This window comes from Vibrio sp. 10N.261.52.C2, assembly GCF_041471425.1.
GTDB lineage: Bacteria > Pseudomonadota > Gammaproteobacteria > Enterobacterales > Vibrionaceae > Vibrio > Vibrio crassostreae_C.
In genome coordinates this window covers 23,589-44,000 of record NZ_JBFROH010000024.1, presented here as the reverse complement: position 1 = coordinate 44,000, position 20,412 = coordinate 23,589, and the positions used below count along the sequence as shown (strand labels likewise).

The window sequence follows — 20,412 nt, the reverse complement described above, 5'->3', positions numbered from 1 at the left end:
GTATTTTAGGACGAGACATTCTTTACCGTGTTTTCTTGTCTCTTTTTAACATGTGAAGTGCGATAAAAATACTAATAACCGTAGAGATAATGCCGCCTTAAATTTGGCGACAAGCCAAGGAATTGACATTAGGTAAGCTTATGGTTTGCTTAAAATTATATTCCGATATTAAATTATAAAATTGCTCGAATTTAATACTGATATTGGGTAGTATGCGCGAGATTTCCCACCACTCGTGAAACTTTGACATGAAACTAACACTAAAGCAGAAGTTGATAGGCGCTAGCCTATCTGCTGTTGTCGTTATGGCTACAGCGTTGACTTGGTTGTCAGCAAACCAATTATTTGAACAGACTCGTAATGGCGTATACCTACGAGCTGAAAGCGTATCTGAAGCAGCATCTGAAGGTATTAAAAACTGGATTGATATCCGTACTGATATCGCATCAGCATTTAATGACTTTTCACGAGAGGATGATGTTGTTCCTTTCCTTAGACAAGCTCGTGTAGCGGGTGGCTTTGACGATATCTTTTTAGGTACTCCAGAAGGTGGAATGTACCGTTCACATCCTGAACGTAATCGTGCAGATTACGATCCTCGTCAACGTCCTTGGTACCAAGAAGCAAACGCTGCAGGTAAGCAAATCATTACTACGGCTTACCAAGATGCAATCACCAAAGCACTTCTAGTAACGATCGCAGAACCTGTTCGCCACAACGGCCAACTTGTTGGTGTTGTTGGTGCAGACGTACTGATCGACCAGTTGGTTAACGATGTAATCAGCCTTGATGTTGGTGACAACGCTTACGCAATGCTAATTGATGCCTCTGACGGCACATTCCTAGCACACCCAGATTCAGCACTAAGCTTGAAGCCGGTAAGCCAACTTTCAAACGATATCTCTATGCCTATCATCGAAAACGCAGTGCGTACGGGTAGCATCGAGATCATCAAAGAGCGCGGCGCAGACAAGCTGCTTTACTTCACGAAGGTGCCTAACACTAACTGGATCTTCGCGGTTCAGATGGACAAAGCAACAGAAGAAGCGAACCACTCAACGCTACTTACTCAGCTGATCATCACTGCTGTCATTATTACGCTCATCGTAATCGTACTTGTGTCTTGGTTAGTAAGCTTCCTATTCCGCGACCTAAACCGCGTTTCAGCAGCACTTGAAGAAATTGCTTCAGGTGAGGGCGATCTTACTCAACGCCTTGAGCCTAAGAGCGACGACGAAATTGGTCAGCTTGCAGCAAACTTCAACCGTTTTGTGGGCAACATGCACACCATGGTGATCAAGCTAAGCGAAGTATCTGCTGCGCTGGGCAGCCAAGCGCGTCAAACGGCTTCTCAAGCTGAAGAACGTAGTGCTCGTATCCAAATGCAACAAGACGAGATCAACATGGTAGCAACAGCCGTTAACGAAATGGCTGCAGCAACACAAGAGATCGCAGGTAACGCAGACCATACTGCACAGAACTCATCTGAAGCGGTTGGCGCGTGTGAGCACGGTACTGGTCAAGTGACACAGACTCAAAGCTCTATCCAAAACCTGGCTCAAGAAGTTCAAATCGCAACCAACGTGATTCTAGAACTTGAAGAGCACGGCAACAGCATCAACGCTATCTTGTCTAACATTCAAGGTATTGCAGAACAAACAAACCTACTTGCACTTAACGCCGCTATTGAAGCAGCACGTGCCGGTGAGCAAGGTCGTGGTTTCGCAGTAGTAGCGGATGAAGTTCGAGTTCTGAGCCAACGTACACACGGTTCAACGCAAGAAATTCAACAAACGATTGAGTTGCTGCAAGGTACAACAGGCAAAGCGGTTAACATCATGAACGATAGCCGTACTCTTGCTGAAACCAGTGTTGATGACGCGAACTCAGCGGCTGCAAGCCTAACGCAAATCCATGCTGCTGTTGAACGCATCAGCGACATGGCAACACAGATTGCTTCTGCTGCAGAAGAGCAAGCGTCAGTAACGTCTGAGATTACTCGTAACACTGAAGGAATCCGTGACGTATCTAACGAGCTAGCAGACGAAGCACACCAAGCTGCAGAGCAAGCTGCGCAGCTTTCTGAACTGTCTCACGAGCTAGAAAGCGAAATCAGCCGCTTCAAGCTGTAATCGAAGCCAATATAACAAAGCCCCGACTTAGGTGGGGCTTTGATGTATCTGTACCATCTAGACTAACGAGTTATTTAAACTCAAACTTGCCCTTCATAATTGCCCAGTGGCCCGGGAATGAACATAGGAAAGAGTAGTCGCCACCGGCTGTCATTTTCTCTGTGCTGAAAGTGATTGAGGTTGACTCGCCACCACCGATAACACGAGTGAAGGCGTAAACGCGGCTGTCGTCAGGTTTTACGTAGTTATTGTCGATACCTGCCGACATACCATCGATGCCTACTGCTTGTAGCGACGCAGTGTCTGTTATAACGACGTTGTGACCCATTGATTGGGCTGGCATAGAACCAGTATGGTTTAGCGTCAGCTTCACTTCTTTACAGCTCGCTGGAACGCTTAATGTGTCAGTTGAAAATTTCATTTGATCACTAGCATCAATTGATACTTCACATTCCGAGCTCGCTTGAGCGGTAAAGCTAGCACCTACAAGCGCTATCGTTGTTGCGATTAATCGTAAAGACATACACTGTTCTCCATTATTTTAGGGGGAGGTTATTCCATGAGGTTGATTGATACGTATTATCCTAGAAAGATGATCATAGTAATGTGCTACGACTTGAATTGTGTGCAACTCGTTGCTTTTTAAATGGTAAGTTTTTGTAGGAAAGGGCAAAACTAATCAGCGCATGAACAACCGTTTAGGGGGGAATGGTTGCTCGAGACTAGAATCGCAGACAACAAAAAGCCCGAGCATAAACTCGGGCCTTGAATAGTTTTCTTTATAGCTTAAGGGGAAGCTAGATTGCCTGACGAAGTTGGAAATAACGTCCTTCTTCGTTTAACAGCTTCTCGTGAGAGCCGTTTTCAACAATCTCGCCTTGTTCAATCAGAACGATAGAATCCATCGACTCTAGACCAATCAAACGGTGAGTGATGAAGATAACCGTCTTGCCTTCAAAGTGCTTCTCGAACAGCGTCATGATGCTGTGTTCTGTTTGCTTATCTAAGCCTTCTGTTGGCTCATCGAGAAGCAGGATAGGGGCATCATGAAGAATCGCACGTGCGATGCCAATACGGCGCTTCTCACCACCAGACAGTTGACGACCACCGTCACCTAACCAGCTATCAAGCGCGTTATTCTCAAGCAGTTTTTCTAGGCCAACATCTTTAAGGATATTCGCTAAGTGATCATCGGTTGCTTTTGGTCTTGCAATCAACAAGTTGTCACGCAAAGTACCATTTAGAATGTCGACACGTTGGCTTACTACACTGATTGATTCACGAAGCTGTGATTCATTCCACTGAGTCAGTTCAATGCCCGCGATTGAGATGTAACCCTTCTTAGGATCCCAGTAGCGAGTCAAAAGCTGAATCAGTGTTGATTTACCAGAACCCGTTTGACCCACAATCGCAACCTTGTTCGTTGCAGGGATCGTTAGGTCGACAGCGTTCAGAACACTGCGCTCAGAGTCAGGGTAGTTGAACGTCACGTTTGAGAACGTAATATCAAGCGGCTTGTTGATGTCGAGTTTCTCTTCAGCGAACTGAACTTCAGGTTCTGACAGAATCACTTCATTCAAGCGACGTGCAGAAGACAGAGTTTGACCTAAATGCTGGAACGCGCCCGCAATAGGCATCAGCAGTTCAAAACTTGCCATGGTTGCGAATGCCATTAGCGCGATGAACGGGTCTGGTGCATTACCACCCACACCGTCAGCCGCAAGCCAAAGCATAAGAACCAACGTTAAACCGTTGAACAGCATTAGTGCTGCTGAAGCCATACCGGTTAGGTTGGCATTCACAAACTGATTCGCCATCAGCTTGCGTTGAGTCTCTAGAATGGCATTACGGTAACGTTCTTCTGCACCGAACAGAGTTAGCTCGCTGTAGCCTTCAATCCAATCTAGCGTTGTCACACGAAGGTCTGCTTTGTTCTGTGTCAGTTCACCGCCGTTACGCTTGCCCAGTTTGTAGAACAAGATTGGCCAAACCAACAGCATGATCAGAAGGATAGAACCTAAGATTAAACCTAGTGAGCTATCGAACCACATTAAGAACAGAGTTAGGAAGAAGATCCCGAACATACCCACCGTCACAGGGCTTACTAAGCGCAAGTACACGTGGTCCATGGCGTCGACATCAGCAACCAAACGGTTGAGAAGGTCAGCGTCACGAAGGTTTGAAATACGACCTGGGATCAGCGGAGCCAGCTTCTTGAAGAAGAAGATCCGTAAATCAGTTAACAGTTTGAATGTCGCATTGTGGCTCACAACACGTTCACCCCAACGACCCGCAGTACGGCTCATTGCCAAACCACGTACACCACCACCTGGTAGCATGTAGTTGAAGGTTTCACGTGCAATCGTAAGGCCAGCAACCGCAGAAGCTGAAATAAACCAGCCTGATAGCGTTAACAAGCCGATAGAAGCCGATAGAGTAGCAAAAGCCAATAGCATGCCTAGCGATAGGCCAAACCAATGCTTTTTATAGAGTTTCAGGTAAGGCAGTAAATCACGCATCTAAATTACCCTTATTATCTTGTTGAGCTAAGTTCGCGTTAAGCATCTCTTCGAATAAACCACCCGCAGTCGAAAGCTGAGAGTAATGACCTTGTTCAACAAGACCACCATCGCGCATAACCAGAATGTTATCGACCGATTGAAGCGGGGCAAGTTGGTGCGTCACAAGTAGGGCAGTGCGGCTTTCGATGTTGCTATTGATGCCTTTCATTACCAACTGTTCGCTACGAGTATCTAGGCTGGCAGTGGGTTCATCGAGCAACCAGAACTGACCGTCTTGAATCATTGCGCGAGCTAGAGCCAAACGCTGAGATTGACCTACAGACAGACCGCCAGAGCGATCAGAAATCATGTAATCCAAGCCGTGCTCATTTACGAATTCGTTAGCAAAAGACTGCTCAAGTGCATTCTCGACAACTTGGTCAGTGATATCGTGCTTACCTAGAGTGACGTTGTCACGAATTGTGCCGTGCAGTAGCAACGGGTTTTGACCAACCCAACTAATCGTTTTACGCCAAGAGGCTAAGTCTAGGTCACGCAGTTCAATGCCATTGATTTTCAAGCTTCCTTCATAAGGCATGAAACCAAGAATGGCGTTGATCAAACTTGTTTTACCCGCACCACTTGGACCAACTAACGCAGTCGATTGGCGAGTATTCAGTGCAAACGAGATAGGGCCAACCAGTTGAACACCTTCAGGGCTTAACACTTTGAGATCTTGAGCTTCAATATTGATGCCTTGAGCCGGATCAAGCTGAGTGTCGCCTGATTTAACCTTAGTGATGTCGGTTTCTAGGAACTCGACAATACTTTCAGCTGCGCCAACCGCTTGTTGTTTCGCATGGTAGAAAGTACCTAAGTCACGCAGAGGTTGGTAAAACTCTGGCGCCAAGATAAGGATAAACAAACCTGCGAATAGCGTAATGCCTGCGCCGTAGTGACCGAAGTTAAGCTCACCGATGTAGGTGAAACCAAAGTAAACCGCTGTCATTGCGATAGAGATCGACGTGAAAAACTCAAGTACAGCAGAAGACAAGAAAGCGATTTTCAACACATCCATGGTACGCGTTCTGAACACTTCAGATGCACCTTTAAGTACCTCTGTTTCAGCGTTGGTGCGATCAAATAAACGGATGGTTGTCATTGACTGCAAACGGTCGTAAAAGTGACCGGAAAGACGTTGCAGTGCTTTGAAGTTTTTACGGTTTGCATCGGCTGCTTTCATACCCACAAGTGCCATGAACATCGGCACCAGTGGAGCAGTAATCAAGAAGATCAGTCCTGCTGCCCAGTTTACTGGGAACACCACAACCAAAATAATGAATGGAATCATTACCGATAAAGACATCTGAGGTAGGTAACGAGAGAAGAAGTCTTGCATGTCCTCTACTTGTTCTAGCAACAGGGTTGCCCACGTACCCGCAGGTTTGCCTTTGATATAAGCAGGGCCTAATTCACGTAACTTATCAAGGATGAGTTGCCTGATGTAGACACGGATTTGTTCACCACAGCGATAACCTGCGATTTCACGTCCCCATGTACAGCCAGCACGGCCAACGACCGATAATGCCAAGCCTGCGAAATGACCAACCAGTTCAGATTTATCGACATTCTCGATGATCAGCTGGTGAAGAATAGAGGCGAGAAGAGCTGCTTGAGCAATTAAAAACACGCTTGAAAGTACGCCAAGGCTAATCGCAATCATAAGCCAGCGTTTCGCTAACTTACTCTGTTGCTTAAGCCACTTGTTCAAGCTGCGTTGTTTTTTCTTATCCATTATGAAGGCTTAATGATAATTATTATTTGTTGAGGGCGGCTAGTATACAAAAGAAAGCCCAGTGGATATACCACTGGGCTTTAGGGATTTACAACAAAATGTGATGACGCCCTGCATCTACTGAGGCGAGAGCACCGATAATCAAATCTGCAATCTCAGATTTACTTATCGTTAAGGCCATCTAGGAAGCGTTCAGCATCCAGTGCAGCCATACAACCTGTACCAGCAGAAGTGATTGCTTGGCGGTAGTTGTGGTCCATTACGTCACCTGCAGCGAATACGCCAGGGATGCTTGTCTGTGTCGCGTTACCTTCAAGGCCAGACTGAACGATGATGTAGTCATCTTTCATATCCACTTGGCCTTTGAAGATTTCAGTGTTTGGTTGGTGACCGATAGCAATGAATGCGCCCATTACTTCGATATCTTCTGTTTTATCAGACTGAGTATCTTTAATACGAACGCCAGTCACGCCCATGTCGTCGCCTATAACTTCGTCTAGCGTGCGATCAGTGTGAAGAACAATGTTGCCGTTCTCTACTTTGTCCATTAAACGCTTAACAAGAATCTTTTCAGCGCGGAACGTGTCACGACGGTGAACTAGATGAACTTCAGACGCGATGTTCGATAGGTAAAGTGCTTCTTCAACAGCCGTGTTACCACCACCCACAACCGCTACTTTCTGGTTGCGGTAGAAGAAACCATCACATGTAGCACAAGCAGAAACGCCGCGGCCTTTGAATGCTTCTTCAGAATCTAAACCTAAGTACTTAGCCGATGCACCCGTTGAGATGATCAATGCATCACACGTGTACTCGCCAGAATCGCCTTTAAGACGGAAAGGGCGGTTTGATAGATCGACTTCGTTAATGTGGTCGAACAGGATCTCTGTTTCAAAGCGCTCTGCGTGCTCTTTCATGCGATCCATTAGAGCTGGACCAGTTAGACCTTCTGCATCACCCGGCCAGTTTTCCACTTCTGTTGTGGTTGTAAGCTGACCACCTTGCTGCATACCGGTAACAAGTACTGGGTTTAGGTTTGCACGAGCAGCGTAAACTGCAGCTGTATAGCCAGCAGGGCCAGAACCAAGAATCAATAAATTACAGTGCTTTACGTCGCTCATGAGGACTCCGAAATTGAAATTGTTTTTATTTATAATCGCTTAGGATTGTATGGAAAATATGGAGGCAATAAAAGTGTAAACAAGGGCTGAAGTGTAATTAATCGTTATAGTTTAGAACTTAATCGAGACAAACGTTTTCGTGGCAGGAAGATCGGTGAAAGGCGTCAAAGGTTTTGAGGATTGTAGTCTGTGGGGTTTGACTAGGGTAGCGAAGTAAGTGGGCGTACATTCGGTTAGCCATCCCTAACGTCCCCTATATTGAAATTGACTATAAAGAAGCAAGCATGTTTTGATGTACGCAAGAGTAGTTACAAATAATGAAACTCACAATTGGACAAAAGTAAGTCAGCGACTTTGTTAAATTAGCATTTAATTGATTACTTTCGTTATCGCAAATTTCAAGTACTGTTATCACATTGGCTTATTCACTACAATATTAAAACATGAACCATTTTTTACGAATGAGAATATCAAAATGAAAGCTTGGATTAGCTTCCCGAAAACTCTATTGGTACAAGAGCTTATAGAAAACTTTTGGTTTCTCGAACGTCCCCAAGGCATCGATCTACATACCGCGCCTAAGCTATTACCAAATCCGAGTGCTAACTTAATTTTCACACCCATCAATCAAATCAATCACTATGTTTCTTCTAGCGGAGAGGTTGACATTAAAGGAGCACACTGCATTGGCCCACTATCAGAGTGCATTATGATGTCACATGCACATAAACAAAAATTTTTGGGGTTAAAGCTTAGACCTGGTGCACTTAAGGTATTTGATTTCAGTCGAAATAATCAACAATTGAATAAGATTACAGGGCTTCCAAACGCCTTTAGTGAGTTATCTTTGAAAGCCAATATGTCGAGCAGTGACCCCAAAATAGTCGATTGGTTGGAAAAGGAATTAATTATGATTTTTGATCAGGTAAAAATCATGAATTCGTACAAACGTATACAACAAGTAATCACGACTCTCGACAGCAGCCAGAGTTTAAGTACTACATTGCCTTTTAGCCGACGAACACTAGAGCGGGACTTTCTTAAATATACAGGCTTTCGTACCTCACAATATCTCGCTTGTCGAAAATTAGAAAAGCTTATGACTGATATTGTTAGACATGGAGAAAAAGAACCATCTTGGTCTGAATTAGCTTTCCAACATGGGTATAGTGATCAGTCACATATGATAAGGCAGGTAAAAAAAGCACTTGGGCGAACACCTAGTGCTCATTTCGGTATCAAAGATGCTGTAAGCGATGTCTACGGTGGGTTGTTTCTCAAAAAATAGAGATAATGTTGTCGCTTTGGTTCAATAACCAGATTTCATGGACTGTTAAAGTTGTCACTTACTTATCCAAAAGAAAAAATAAATGAAAATACAAGCTACTACTATTGACAGTATTCATCACCCACTTTTACCACAGGCTGCAGAGGATATGCTGGTTCATAGCGTTCTGGTGTGGGGAAAATGGGAAAGGATTCAGATCCAATATCATACAGATGTGATTACCACTAAAAGTGACATTAATTTCCCATTATTCAATAATGTGCTTTCACCAAGGTTATCAAGCAATCTTACGTTGGAACGTATTCAGAAAATCAACGGTGAGATATCAGATCAGCGTCATAGTGTTTGTTGGTGGCTGGGAGCTAGAAGTGCTCCGAGTAATTTAGAAGATTTGTTGTCAGACTCTGGAGCATTTAAGGTTATGGAGACGACGATGATGTCTGTTGATATTGCTCAGCTTCCAAAAGCCACTTTGCCTGACTCAGTTATAATTCAAGAAGTTGAGACATTAGAGCAGCTCCGTGCTTGGACGAGCATTGTTTGTGAGGCTCATTCATTACCCGATGAAGTTTCACAGCATTGGACTGAGATGTACGCAGCGGCTGGCTATGGAGCCAACGACCTGTCTACTCGTCACTTTCTAGCTATCGATAATGGAATACCAATCGGAGCAACAACCCTAATTATGGCATCAGGTATTGCCAGTGTATCGAATGTTTCAACTTTATCTGCTCATCGTAAGCAAGGAGTTGGTAGCGCACTGACTATTTTTCCACTGAAAGTCGCCGAAAGTTTGGGGTATAAAGTAGCTAGCTTAAGTGCGTCTCCAGATGGTGAGACGGTTTATCAAAACATGGGGTTTACCCCGACAGAAAAGTGCCAAGCGTATTTCTGGAGCCCCGATGTTATCTAAGGTGAGCTAAAAAAATATCAGAACAATAATGCTACTAAACTCTTCAGTACAGTTTAACTAGACCAACCAAGGATTGGTAATTTATTGAATCCTGAAACTTACCTTACTGACATGAGAGTTTAGTAGGGGAAATGCACGCCTCAAAAATGTATAGGGTATTAGCTCTAAGTAGCTTTGGGGCATAAACGTGTTAGCGAGGAACGTCTCACACGCTTATGCCTGCTGATGATCTCAAAGGCGTCATGCTCTTGTTACAAGAAATCACTAAGTAAATTCCTTTCGCAATGTTCCACTTCAAGCAATTCACATAAACTACATTATCAATTCGAATTAGGTGCACACCGTTTAAAGCTGAGTGTTTTCGAGACTGGAAGATCAGTGAAGTCTTAACCTTTTAAAGGAAGCAAATTGATTTGGGGCGGTCGAGTTCCCCCCGAACTCGACCTGTTCCAGACGCGCAAGCAAAGGCGTTTGGTTTCTGGCGTACTCATAAATTAACCAATTTCAGTTTGTTGTGTAAATAATCAATAGCTTGGCAATTGATAGGTAGGTCGTATTTTGCTGTGCAAAAGCATAGAAATGAATGATGGCGAGCGTGGTACTTGAGTTCATGCAAGGAGGCTGGCGTATTGAAGCGAAAGGGCTGACACAATATGAAACATGGCTTACCAGTTAATAATATCGTTAAATTTAAATTTGTAGGGATTTATAACTAGCTAGTGGAGTGTGCTAGTTTTAAGAGTTGGTCATCTTTTATTCTGGTGTTATACACTGCTTTTTATTTTCAAGTTGGATTTAGTGTCTGAATTATTAAATCTGACGGGATAAATGATTGTTTAATGTTGATTTGACAAGATCTTCAAGTATCCTTTATGTAAACAAAACGTTAAATGCCGAAAGTAAATTAACAATCATTAAGGAGTCGATGATGTTACATGCTCACGAAAATACCCTACATATTACCCACCTCAGTAACCACGCAGTTAAGGAGTTGTCACCTTCATTCTCTAAGCTACCAAGCACAGAGCATGCGGATGGCCAGTTTCGATTGAGAAGATACTCGGTGGTTCAATTCAGTAATGGACAAGTCGTTGAGCAAGACAAACATAACTTTGTTCAGTCTGAAAACATTAATCACTTTCAAGGTGACGTTGTTCGTCAGTTCGAGCCGATTGAAGCGAAGATTCTAAGCAGTGAAGGCATGCAAGAAATGTGTGAGCTGTTTATAGAAACCAACGGGCTTGAAGACGGGCAAGAAATCGAAATCCATCAGATCCGCATTGCCGCTATTTTTGAAGAGACTCAGGTTGCTCCAGAAGGGGTTCACCAAGATGGTTTTGACCACATCGCTTTGATTGGTGTGAACCGACATAACATTGTGGGTGGCGAGATCATGCTGTACCAAGATTCTCATGAAGCACCGTTCTTTAGAAAAGTGCTTGAAGACGGCGAAGTTGCAATGCTTGCTGACAGTAAGCTATGGCACAACGCACAGCCAATTCGCACCATAGACCACGACGAGATGGGTTACATGGATGTGTTTGTTCTAACGGCTAAGGATGCGCGCAATGTCCTTCACTCTTAATGATGTGCGCCAGCAGTTTAGCGCGCTAGGCCAATACCATAACGGTAAGCCGGTGACCTTTTTTGATGGGCCGGGTGGCTCTCAGGTTCCTGAAAATGTTTTAGCATCCATGACCGAATACCTGGGGCATTTCAATTCAAACCTAGGTGGGCACTATTTTTCTAGTCAAAAGACGACAAGCTTAATGCAGCAAGCGCGAGAAGCGGCACAAGCACTGCTTAATACTGAATCTTCTGGCAACGTTGTGTTCGGTGCGAATATGACATCGCTGACCTTCCAACTTAGCCGAGCGATCAGCCGCGATTGGAAAGAGGGCGATGAAGTTATCGTCACGGCGCTAGACCACTACTCGAACGTATCGAGCTGGCAGCAAGCGGCAGACGACAAAGGCGCGATAGTTCGCCAGGTTCGTGTCGACGAGTCAGATTGCAGTTTGGATATGGCGCATTTTGAGTCACTGTTGAACGAGAAAACCAAGCTTGTCGCGGTGACGTTTGCTTCGAACACGACTGGCTCTATTGTCGACATGGCAAAAGTTATTGAGCTTGCACATCAGCATGGTGCGCAGGTTTATGTCGATGCCGTTCATTACGCGCCACATCACTTGATCGATGTTCAGCAGCTGAATTGTGATTTCTTAGCGTGTTCAGCGTATAAATTCTTCGGCCCGCATGTGGGCATTGCTTATGTTGCACCTCAATGGCTACACACGTTAAAGCCTTACAAGGTTGAGCCTGCAACCAATATCGGCCCAGGCCGTTTTGAAACCGGAACACAAAGCTTTGAAGGCCTTGCAGGTGTGATTGCGGCGGTAGATTACTTGGCGCAATTCGGTGAGCCAACCGACTCATTGCGTTCTCGTTTAGAGCAAAGCTACGCGCTTTATAATAAGCATGAAAGCCAGCTCAGTGAGTACTTCCTTAAACGCTTGTCTGATCTTGAAGGGGCAAAGCTTTACGGGAAAACAGAGTTTGATTCGAACCTAAGAACGCCAACCTTTGCGGTTACCTTTGAAAACCATTCTCCAGAGTTCATCGCCAAGAAGCTGGGTGAACATAATATCTGTGTGTGGAACGGACATTTCTACGCATTAGGTTTGGTGAAACAGTTGGGTATTGAAGAGCAGGGCGTGGTGCGTATTGGTTGTATGCATTACAACTCGATTGAAGAGATCGACTTGCTGTTCAATGTGCTTGAAGGGATCTTGCGAAGCCATTAGTAGAAGTAATTAGCAAGAAGTCACGAGCACTTAATAGCGACAGAATTAGAAAAGAGCATACTTCTCTCATGAATAGTGAGTAGGAAATATGCTCTTTTTCGTTTCAGCGCGCTTATTTAGTTATCGCCTGTGACCTAATCAATACAGCGATTCGACTAAGAAAGCTGCTCAACAATTGCTACACCCACTGCGTGTGCGCTAGTTGGGTTCTGGCCAGTAATTACTCGCTCATCAACAATCACAAGTTCTTGCCACGGTTGAACCTTGTTGAAACGCGCTGCTCCACGAGCAAGCGACTCTTCCAGTAGGAATGGAATGTCGTTGATCGTACCAAAGTCGATCTCTTCTTCACGTGTAAAGCCAGTCACCGATTTAGAGCTTAGTAGCTTCTCGCCGTTGCTCAGAACAATCGGAAGCAGCGCCGCAGGGCCGTGACATACTGACGCAATCACACCGCCATCTTCATAATGTTTAGCCGCAATAGCAGCAAACTGCTCATTGGTTGCTAAGTCTGAAAGCAAGCCGAATCCGCCTGGGTAGAAGATAGCATCGTAGCTTTCTGCATTAATTTGGCTTACAGGGATCGTATTGTTGATGCGGTTTTGGAAATCATCATCAGCCAAGATTTCCGCGTTTACTGAATCCCCTTCAATATCTGTCCCATACAACGGACCTTTACCACCCTTGATAGAAGTGATGTCGTACTCAAAACCCGCAGCCAAGATCTCTTTCAGAGCATGAGTCAGTTCAGGCGCGTAAGTCCCGTTCGCTTGGTCTGTATCGCCTAGTGTTGCGTGGTTAGTTACAGGTATTAGTATTTTTTTCATGATTCTTCCCTTTGAGCACTTTTGTTTGGTTTCAGCGTCGTTGTTTAGACATCCGCGTTTCTAAGACAGACATCCGTTTTATTGATAAAGGTGCCGCTGTTTCGTTACCTGTAATACTAGTAGTAAACCATTTGAGTGATAATATGCCGAATAGACAAAACATTATTGCTATATAGCAACAGTCGAATGAGAATTAGTCGGATGTGAATTCGTTAGATGTAAACAGGTGAAGTATGGACAGCTTTGAAGGGATTAACGAATTTGTTGCAGTTGCTGAGTGCCACGGCTTTTCAGCGGCCGCCAAACAGTTAGGTTGCAGTACCAGCCATGTGAGTCGGCAGGTTTCAAGGTTGGAAGAGAGAGTGGGAGTGGCTCTGCTTGCGCGTTCAACACGGATGGTTAGCCTGACTGAATCTGGCCACACTTATTACCAACAGTGCAAAGACTTGGTGATTGGGCTGCAACAGGCCAATGAACAAGTCACGTCTCAACAAACTCAGTTGAGTGGTACTTTACGTGTTAGTGCGGCGGGCGCATTTGCAGAGAACCATGTTGCCGCGGCGCTGATGGAGTTTGCTAAAGAGCATCCTGAGCTCACCATAGAAATGAATTTCAATACCAAGATGGTTAACTTCATCGAAGATGGCATCGATTTCGCGATTCGTTATGGCCGATTGGACGATTCAGGATTGGTGGCAAGAAAGCTCGTCGATCGCCCGATGGCGGCGGCAGCCAGTAAAGACTACATAGAGCAATTTGGTACGCCGACTCATCCAGAGCAGTTAAAAATGCACAGCTGTATTATCGCCAACAGTGATCAGTGGCTATTTGAGAAAGAGGGCAAACCGTTAAATGCAGTGCGAGTACATGGACGCTGGCGCAGTAACAATTCGAGCGCAGTACTGAAAGCATGTGAAGAGGGGCTTGGCATCGTTTATCTTCCTAAAAGCAGTTTCAATGGCAGTCTTAGCAATGGAAAACTCGTCCCTGTGTTAGAAGAGTATTGGGGAGCGGGCACAAGCAGTTGGATTGTTTATCAGAACCGTCGTTTTCTTCCACAGAGAGCACGGTTAGCTATCGACTTCTTAGTCTCATATTTCTCTGATTGGAATGAATAGTTCGTAGGTTTAAAGAATAGTGCGCAGGTTTAAAAGAATAGCGAACAGGATTTGAAGTGGTTGGGAGCGGATTCTTTCATCAGTTCAAGGCCAAAAGTAGAAAAAGATAATGGTTACATTGGTATAGGTTATCTATTTCAGTTTTTTGACGCGAATAATGGGATTGAGATGCTTGTCTACTTTTACTAACTCGTGTTAGCAATTGAGTTGTAGAGAAGGCCGCAACAGTACGATATACTAGATGGAATATTAATGTCCCTAGCGCGTGATAGATTGTGTGGAAGCGTTGGCAGGATGTGTTGTTATGCTCCAGTTTATGAAGTGTAGCTAGAGTGCGGAGTTGGCAATGTCTTCAATAAATTTCGAATCCACGTACGGTGTAATAACTATTCAAGATATGAATGTAGTGAGTGTTGACGCTAACTATGCTCGCATCTATGGATACCAATCGCCCGAAGAACTACTTTCTAATATCGATAGCTTTCTAGATCTAATCTCAGAAGATTATCATGTTCTCGCCTATCAAAATTACCTTGAAACGGTCAGTGGTCAACGCGACCCTCAGGTTCACACCTATACCAATGTTGATCGCAATGGCAGAGAGTTCACCGTGTTTTCTATCGACCATGTGACGGAGTGGCAGGGAAGACCTGCACTGCAAGTCACAGTGATCGATCTTTCCCCTGCGATTCAGCTGCAAAATGCGGTGCGTGAGCAAGATAAGATGTATCACGACATGATCATGCAATCTGGGCAGGGCATCTTGGTTCACCGAGATTTCAAGCCGCTGATGGTTAATCAATCTTGGGTCAACATGCAAGGCGCGGCTACCATCGAGCAAGTATTAGAGCTGGACTCTATCCTTGAACTGGTACCAAAACAGAATGCCGATGGCATCAGCAAGCACTATCACGCGATCGTATCAGGGGAGTTGTCAGGTACTAGTACCGTGGTTGAAAACATTGGCTTTGACGGCGTTCATCGGTTCTTCAATATTTACGACAATGCGATTACTTGGAAAGGTCAGCCAGCCGTTCAGGTTGTGCTCGAAGATGTGACTCAAAAGGTGATGCTGGAAAAGCAGTTGGTACACCAAGCGAATTACGATGAAATGACGGATTTGCTTAACCGTAGGGCGATTTATGAGTGGCTGAGAGAGCACCTTGTCTCTGAGACTCACTTAGTGTGTATGCTGCTTGATATCGATGACTTCAAATCGATCAATGATACCTACGGGCACATGGTGGGTGACGAGGTCATTTGTGCTTTGGCTGATATTACTAAGCGTAATGTTGAGGCTGTGGGCGGTGTCGCAGGTCGATGGGGCGGTGAAGAGTTCATTGTATTTATCCCTAATGCGTCGCCTCAGATTTCGCGTCAAGTGTCTGATCAGATCCGAGAGCAGTTTAATCAAACCGAATTTAAGATTGATGAACAGTTACGATTTAATTCGAGTGTCAGTATCGGAATCAGTGATAGCCAAGCCTGTGAAGACGGTGTCACGATTGATGCACTCGTGAATTTAACCGATCAATCTCTCTATCGCGCGAAAGCCAACGGCAAGAATTGTGTAGACGGAGATGTGGTTGCGCTCTAACGCCTAAAATCGTCATCGAAAGCGAATAGGATCGACAACGAAAAATGCCTTCAAGTCATCACTTGAGGGCATTTTATTTTTTGGCTATTCACTAAGCGCTTCTAACTATAAGAAACGTTTAAGTTCTACAAGTTATGCAGACACTTCCACTTCGTAAGAGCCAAATTTACGGATGTTAATCACGCCCGTATCTAAGATTAGGTATTGGCCTTTAATACCTTGCAGCACACCAGATACTTCAGGGTTCTTGTCAAAGTTGTGCGACACAATCTTCACTGGGTGCTGTTCAACTGGGTAGCTCAATGAAGTGATGTTTTCGCTCAGAATCTCGATAGCATCATCACCAAACTTCGCTCTGATCTCTTGGATTTTATCCTCAACCAACGGCAACAGTTCTTTGGCTTTTTCTACCAATTCCATATCGTCGCCGTCGCCTTTAAGCAGCGTGCGCCAGTTGGTTTTGTCAGCAATGTGCTTTGCTAACTCAACTTCGATCAGGCCAGAAATCTGACGTGTTTTTACCTTCAAGATAGGCAAACCTTGAGTCGCGCCTTGGTCAATCCAACGGGTAGGGATTTGAGTGTGACGAGTGATACCCACTTTAAGGCTTGATGTGTTCGATAGGTAAACGAAGTGATCAACCATGCAGTTCGCTTCGCCCCATTCAGGCTCACGACAAGTACCTTCATCGTAGTGGCAAGTTTCTGGCTTCATGATGCACATGTCGCAGCTTGCTAGCTTTCTCATGCACACAAAGCAGTGGCCTTGAGAGTAGCTTTTCTTGGTTTTCTTGCCACACGAGCAGCAAAAAATATTACCGGTGTGAGTGAGGTTGATGGTTTTACCAATCAGAGGGTTTAGCTCTACAAACTCTTCACCGACAGGTAAACGGTAGGTAACCGCACCATCGAGCGAAGCACTCATTTTCTTGAGTGTTCCTTTTGCTAATAAAGACATGACATTACTCGTTGTATTTTGATTATTATTTCGTCGACTCGGACGCTCTGTAAGCAGGCGCTACGGTTAACGATGATTATGCGATGAGTATAACAAATAGAGTCCGTTTTAATACGCAATATTACTTGATTATTGCGATGGATAATTGATGAGTAAACGCTCGCTCAAAATTATGGTATGACATTTTGTTCAGGCGTGATATAACGTTTTTTAGTAAATTATTGGCATTAAGATCACTAATTTACCTAACTTATTTTTTATCGTGAAATCCCAACTATAGGGACCTTAAGCCGGAAGCTTAGACGTGAAGTGGATCCATAAAATAGTCATCTTTTTAGTTATCACGACACTGGCGATTGTCCAGTATTACCGTGTGAGCGGAAATCGTGTGATAACGGCAATTACGCCGGATAAATATGAGTTTATCGCGACCAGCGATCAAGTGGATAGAGGCGTCAGTACGTCCCAATTATCTTATCAAAATGGTCAGTATATTCTCGACTGTGAGCTTAAAAAGTCTGAGTATCCGTGGCCTTATTGCGGCCTATCGATTCGTATCAACCCAGACATTACCACTGGCCTTGACCTTTCTCAGTACCACACCTTTAGAGTCAATATTGATTACCATGCGGAGGCCGATTCTAGCGGTCGTTTGCGAACTTACCTGCGTAATTACAATCCTGCTTATTCGGTTCCTGATGACGAGTACACGCATAAGTACAACGGAATGGAGTTTTCTCCAGGCGTGGATGGTGGTGTGATTGAGATTCCGATCAAAAACCTGCAAGTAATGACATGGTGGTTAGCGGATAACGAGATTGCGCTAGAGCATTCAGCGCCTGAGTATTCGAATGTGAATATGGTCGAGTTTGCTACTGCGTCTGGTGCGAAACTGGGTCACCACAGAATAGTCATCCGTAGTATTGAGTTCGAGGGATCTTATATTTCAGGCGAAAGCTTGTTCCTTATCTTACTGTTTGTTTGGGTTGGTACAGGCACCGTATTCTTATTGTCTGAGTTAAACCGTTCAAGAAAACGCATGGTGCTTGCAGAGAAAAGACATCATCACTTAAAGAACGTCAATCGAGCACTGAGAGAGCAAAACTTTGAGTTTTCAGAAAAGGCTCATCGTGATGAACTGACTGGGATTCTCAACCGACACGCGATTCGTGATTGGCTAAAAATGCAGTCTCAGCAGGTAAAGCAAGGCCACGGTAAGCTCAGTATACTCTATCTCGATATTGACTACTTCAAGAGTGTGAACGACAAATACGGACACCAAATGGGTGACCATATTCTGCGTGAATTCAGCATGGTGGTGGGCAGCTCGATCAGCGCTACCGACAAGTTGGTGAGATGGGGTGGTGAGGAGTTCATTGTTTTTTGCCCTGAGACTGATCTTGGCGAAGCACAAAGAAAGGCCGAGAAAATCCGACTTTTAGTCAGCCAGCACCTTTGGGTTCATGGCGATCCGCTGACATGCAGTATCGGTGTTGCCGAGATGAAGCAAGAGCGAGTGACAGAGACCATTGCTCGCGCTGATGAAGCTTTATATCAAGCAAAGCATTCAGGTCGAAACCAGGTGATCTTGAGTCACTAATCTGAAAATTGTTTTGATGAGTTTATAAGCCACACGTGCATATGTGACGTGTGGCGTTTTTATGGTTCTTCTCCCAAAAGCCAAAACAAAAAAGGTGGCGCGGGGCCACCAAAAGGGAAAGCGTTTCTTGTTTTTATATGCCCGTTCAGTGCTTGCTTACGCTGAACGGGCATTTTTGTCTTGGTTGAACCGGGGGAAGTTCAACCAGTTTAGGGGAGCATTCCTGTAAGCATGCGCTTATAGAACGTTAGTGTTTACCAGAAGATCCAAGCGAACAGAGTCAGAACTAGGATACAAACTAGGTTCAACACCATACCGATTCGCATCATCTCTTTCTGCTTGATGTGACCCGAGCCAAACACGATTGCGTTTGGTGGTGTTGCAACAGGAAGCATGAAGGCACAAGACGCAGCAACAGCGATCAGTGCAGACAAAATAACTGGCGACATACCAAGTGCTTCAGCGATGGTTGCGAATACTGGCACCAGAAGTGCTGCACTCGCTGTGTTACTCGCAAATTCCGTTAGGAATACCACGAACGCTACCACGGCTAGAATCGTAAGCAGTACGCCAGCTGTTTCTAAAAATCCGCTTAGTGAGTGTGCTAAGAATACGCTGGTTCCTGTCGCTTTTAGAATGTTACTTAAGCAGATACCACCACCGAATAGGATAAGAACACCCCAGTCCGTTGTCTTCTCAACGTCTTTCCATTCCACCGCTCTAGAAGCGCCAAGCAGTACAATTGCGCCAATCGCTACTAAGCTATCAAATTTAGAGAATCCGCCAATCATTGCGTTGATTGGTTTACCGAATATCCAAAGCGTTACGGTTAGAAGGAAGATAGACAGTGTGATTTTCTTGCTGTTTGTCCACTCAACGGGAGCGTGGTCTAGCTCGAATTTGTGGTCAAGCTTTGGCTTAGTCATCACGTAAAGAATAATCATCGCGATTGGCAGTAAGATCATTGAGATTGGAAGACCTAGCGCCATCCACTCAGTAAAGCTCAAGCCAACTTCTGCAGCGGCGATTGCGTTCGGCGGGCTACCCACTAAGGTTGCGATACCACCAATCGATGCACAGTAAGCGATCCCCAGCAGTACGAACACGTACGTGTTGCGGTCTTCACTTTGGTCAACTTTGTTCATGATGCCAAGAACAAGGGGAAGCATCATTGCAGTCGTTGCTGTGTTCGAAATCCACATCGACAAGCCTGCACTCACACCGAATAGCATGAACACCGCCACCGACATTCTGCCTTTTGCAATCAGCAGAACTTTGTCGGCAATCGCCTTATCGAGCTCTTGCTTGTTGAGCGCAGCAGCAAGGGCAAAACCACCCATGAATAGGAAGATGATTGGGTTCGAGAAGTTCGCTAATGCAGCGGGCGTATTGAACACACCAAACAAGACAGCCAAGAGTGGAACGAGCAGAGCGGTGATGCTGACATGAATAGCTTCGGTTAACCATAGAACCGCAACGAACACGAGAATACTCAAACCAGTATTGACTTGTGATTCGAAAGGAAGGGTGTTGAGCAAGAGTGCGAATAGCGTGAAATTACCAATTAATATCATGCTGTTGCGGGTGAACAACCAGTGTTTCAGTGTAGTAACAAGTGCCGTCATAAGACGCTCCTTTTGTTATCCTCGTTTTATTGGTGCACGACTTCATTGAGTCATGCTTATTATTGTCGAGGTATATAGCTTGATGTAGGGTCAGACTTTGTTGGAAGAATGTTACTCAAGTTAATAAAGGAGTG

At 44.8% G+C, this 20,412-nt stretch carries 15 protein-coding genes; 8 read left to right on the top strand and 7 right to left on the bottom strand.

Features of this window, described 5'->3' with window-relative positions; all coding sequences use genetic code 11:
- The first annotated feature begins 248 nt into the window (after nucleotides 1-248).
- The gene (locus AB4307_RS10345) at nucleotides 249-2,132 is read left to right on the top strand and encodes a methyl-accepting chemotaxis protein (RefSeq protein WP_372131815.1); all 1,884 of its coding nucleotides are present in this window, start codon (nucleotides 249-251) and stop codon (nucleotides 2,130-2,132) included.
- Between the two features lie 70 nt (nucleotides 2,133-2,202).
- Here the strand turns inward: AB4307_RS10345 and azu are convergent, their stop codons facing one another.
- From azu to trxB, 4 genes are all read right to left on the bottom strand, one after another.
- The gene (gene azu, locus AB4307_RS10340) at nucleotides 2,203-2,655 is read right to left on the bottom strand and encodes an azurin (RefSeq protein WP_017063577.1); all 453 of its coding nucleotides are present in this window, start codon (nucleotides 2,653-2,655) and stop codon (nucleotides 2,203-2,205) included.
- Nucleotides 2,656-2,929: 274 nt separating this feature from the next.
- Nucleotides 2,930-4,651, bottom strand: coding sequence for a heme ABC transporter ATP-binding protein/permease CydC (gene cydC / locus AB4307_RS10335; protein WP_372131813.1), 1,722 nt, complete (start codon nucleotides 4,649-4,651; stop codon nucleotides 2,930-2,932).
- The gene (gene cydD, locus AB4307_RS10330; RefSeq protein ID WP_050635120.1) at nucleotides 4,644-6,428 is read right to left on the bottom strand and encodes a heme ABC transporter permease/ATP-binding protein CydD; all 1,785 of its coding nucleotides are present in this window, start codon (nucleotides 6,426-6,428) and stop codon (nucleotides 4,644-4,646) included. Before cydD ends, cydC begins: the two co-directional genes overlap by 8 nt.
- 161 nt (nucleotides 6,429-6,589) lie before the next feature.
- The gene (gene trxB / locus AB4307_RS10325; protein ID WP_372097759.1) at nucleotides 6,590-7,549 is read right to left on the bottom strand and encodes a thioredoxin-disulfide reductase; all 960 of its coding nucleotides are present in this window, start codon (nucleotides 7,547-7,549) and stop codon (nucleotides 6,590-6,592) included.
- A 475-nt stretch (nucleotides 7,550-8,024) separates the two neighbouring features.
- On the opposite strand from trxB, the gene AB4307_RS10320 reads away from it, so the two are divergent.
- The 4 genes from AB4307_RS10320 to AB4307_RS10305 all read left to right on the top strand — a co-directional run bounded on the left by AB4307_RS10320 (nucleotide 8,025) and on the right by AB4307_RS10305 (nucleotide 12,554).
- Entirely contained in the window at nucleotides 8,025-8,837 is an 813-nt protein-coding gene (locus AB4307_RS10320; RefSeq protein ID WP_372131811.1) for a helix-turn-helix domain-containing protein, read from the top strand.
- 82 nt (nucleotides 8,838-8,919) lie between these two features.
- Nucleotides 8,920-9,750 (top strand): GNAT family N-acetyltransferase, encoded by an 831-nt coding sequence (locus AB4307_RS10315; protein ID WP_372082812.1) that lies wholly within the window; start codon nucleotides 8,920-8,922, stop codon nucleotides 9,748-9,750.
- Between the two features lie 928 nt (nucleotides 9,751-10,678).
- Nucleotides 10,679-11,335, top strand: a complete 657-nt coding sequence (locus AB4307_RS10310) for a 2OG-Fe dioxygenase family protein (protein WP_372131819.1) — start codon at nucleotides 10,679-10,681, stop codon at nucleotides 11,333-11,335.
- Nucleotides 11,319-12,554 (top strand): cysteine desulfurase-like protein, encoded by a 1,236-nt coding sequence (locus AB4307_RS10305; protein WP_372131809.1) that lies wholly within the window; start codon nucleotides 11,319-11,321, stop codon nucleotides 12,552-12,554. Before AB4307_RS10310 ends, AB4307_RS10305 begins: the two co-directional genes overlap by 17 nt.
- A gap of 155 nt (nucleotides 12,555-12,709) precedes the next feature.
- Here the strand turns inward: AB4307_RS10305 and AB4307_RS10300 are convergent, their stop codons facing one another.
- A complete protein-coding gene (locus AB4307_RS10300) occupies nucleotides 12,710-13,381 on the bottom strand; it encodes a type 1 glutamine amidotransferase domain-containing protein (protein WP_372131807.1) in 672 nt (223 codons plus the stop codon).
- A 233-nt stretch (nucleotides 13,382-13,614) separates the two neighbouring features.
- Here AB4307_RS10300 and AB4307_RS10295 point away from each other — a divergent pair, with 233 nt between their 5' ends.
- Both AB4307_RS10295 and AB4307_RS10290 read left to right on the top strand, forming a co-directional pair.
- Nucleotides 13,615-14,499, top strand: a complete 885-nt coding sequence (locus AB4307_RS10295) for a LysR family transcriptional regulator (RefSeq protein WP_029235692.1) — start codon at nucleotides 13,615-13,617, stop codon at nucleotides 14,497-14,499.
- A gap of 346 nt (nucleotides 14,500-14,845) precedes the next feature.
- On the top strand, nucleotides 14,846-16,096 hold the full coding sequence (locus AB4307_RS10290) for a sensor domain-containing diguanylate cyclase (protein ID WP_136982287.1): 1,251 nt from the start codon (nucleotides 14,846-14,848) through the stop codon (nucleotides 16,094-16,096).
- Nucleotides 16,097-16,228: 132 nt separating this feature from the next.
- Here the strand turns inward: AB4307_RS10290 and AB4307_RS10285 are convergent, their stop codons facing one another.
- On the bottom strand, nucleotides 16,229-17,053 hold the full coding sequence (locus AB4307_RS10285) for a DUF2797 domain-containing protein (protein ID WP_017070245.1): 825 nt from the start codon (nucleotides 17,051-17,053) through the stop codon (nucleotides 16,229-16,231).
- A gap of 304 nt (nucleotides 17,054-17,357) precedes the next feature.
- Between AB4307_RS10285 and AB4307_RS10280 the strand changes: the two genes are divergently transcribed.
- A complete protein-coding gene (locus AB4307_RS10280) occupies nucleotides 17,358-18,653 on the top strand; it encodes a GGDEF domain-containing protein (RefSeq protein ID WP_372131805.1) in 1,296 nt (431 codons plus the stop codon).
- 254 nt (nucleotides 18,654-18,907) lie between these two features.
- Here the strand turns inward: AB4307_RS10280 and AB4307_RS10275 are convergent, their stop codons facing one another.
- Nucleotides 18,908-20,278: an SLC13 family permease gene (locus AB4307_RS10275; RefSeq protein ID WP_017059762.1), complete on the bottom strand. Its 1,371-nt coding sequence runs from the start codon at nucleotides 20,276-20,278 to the stop codon at nucleotides 18,908-18,910.
- Nucleotides 20,279-20,412 lie beyond the last annotated feature (134 nt).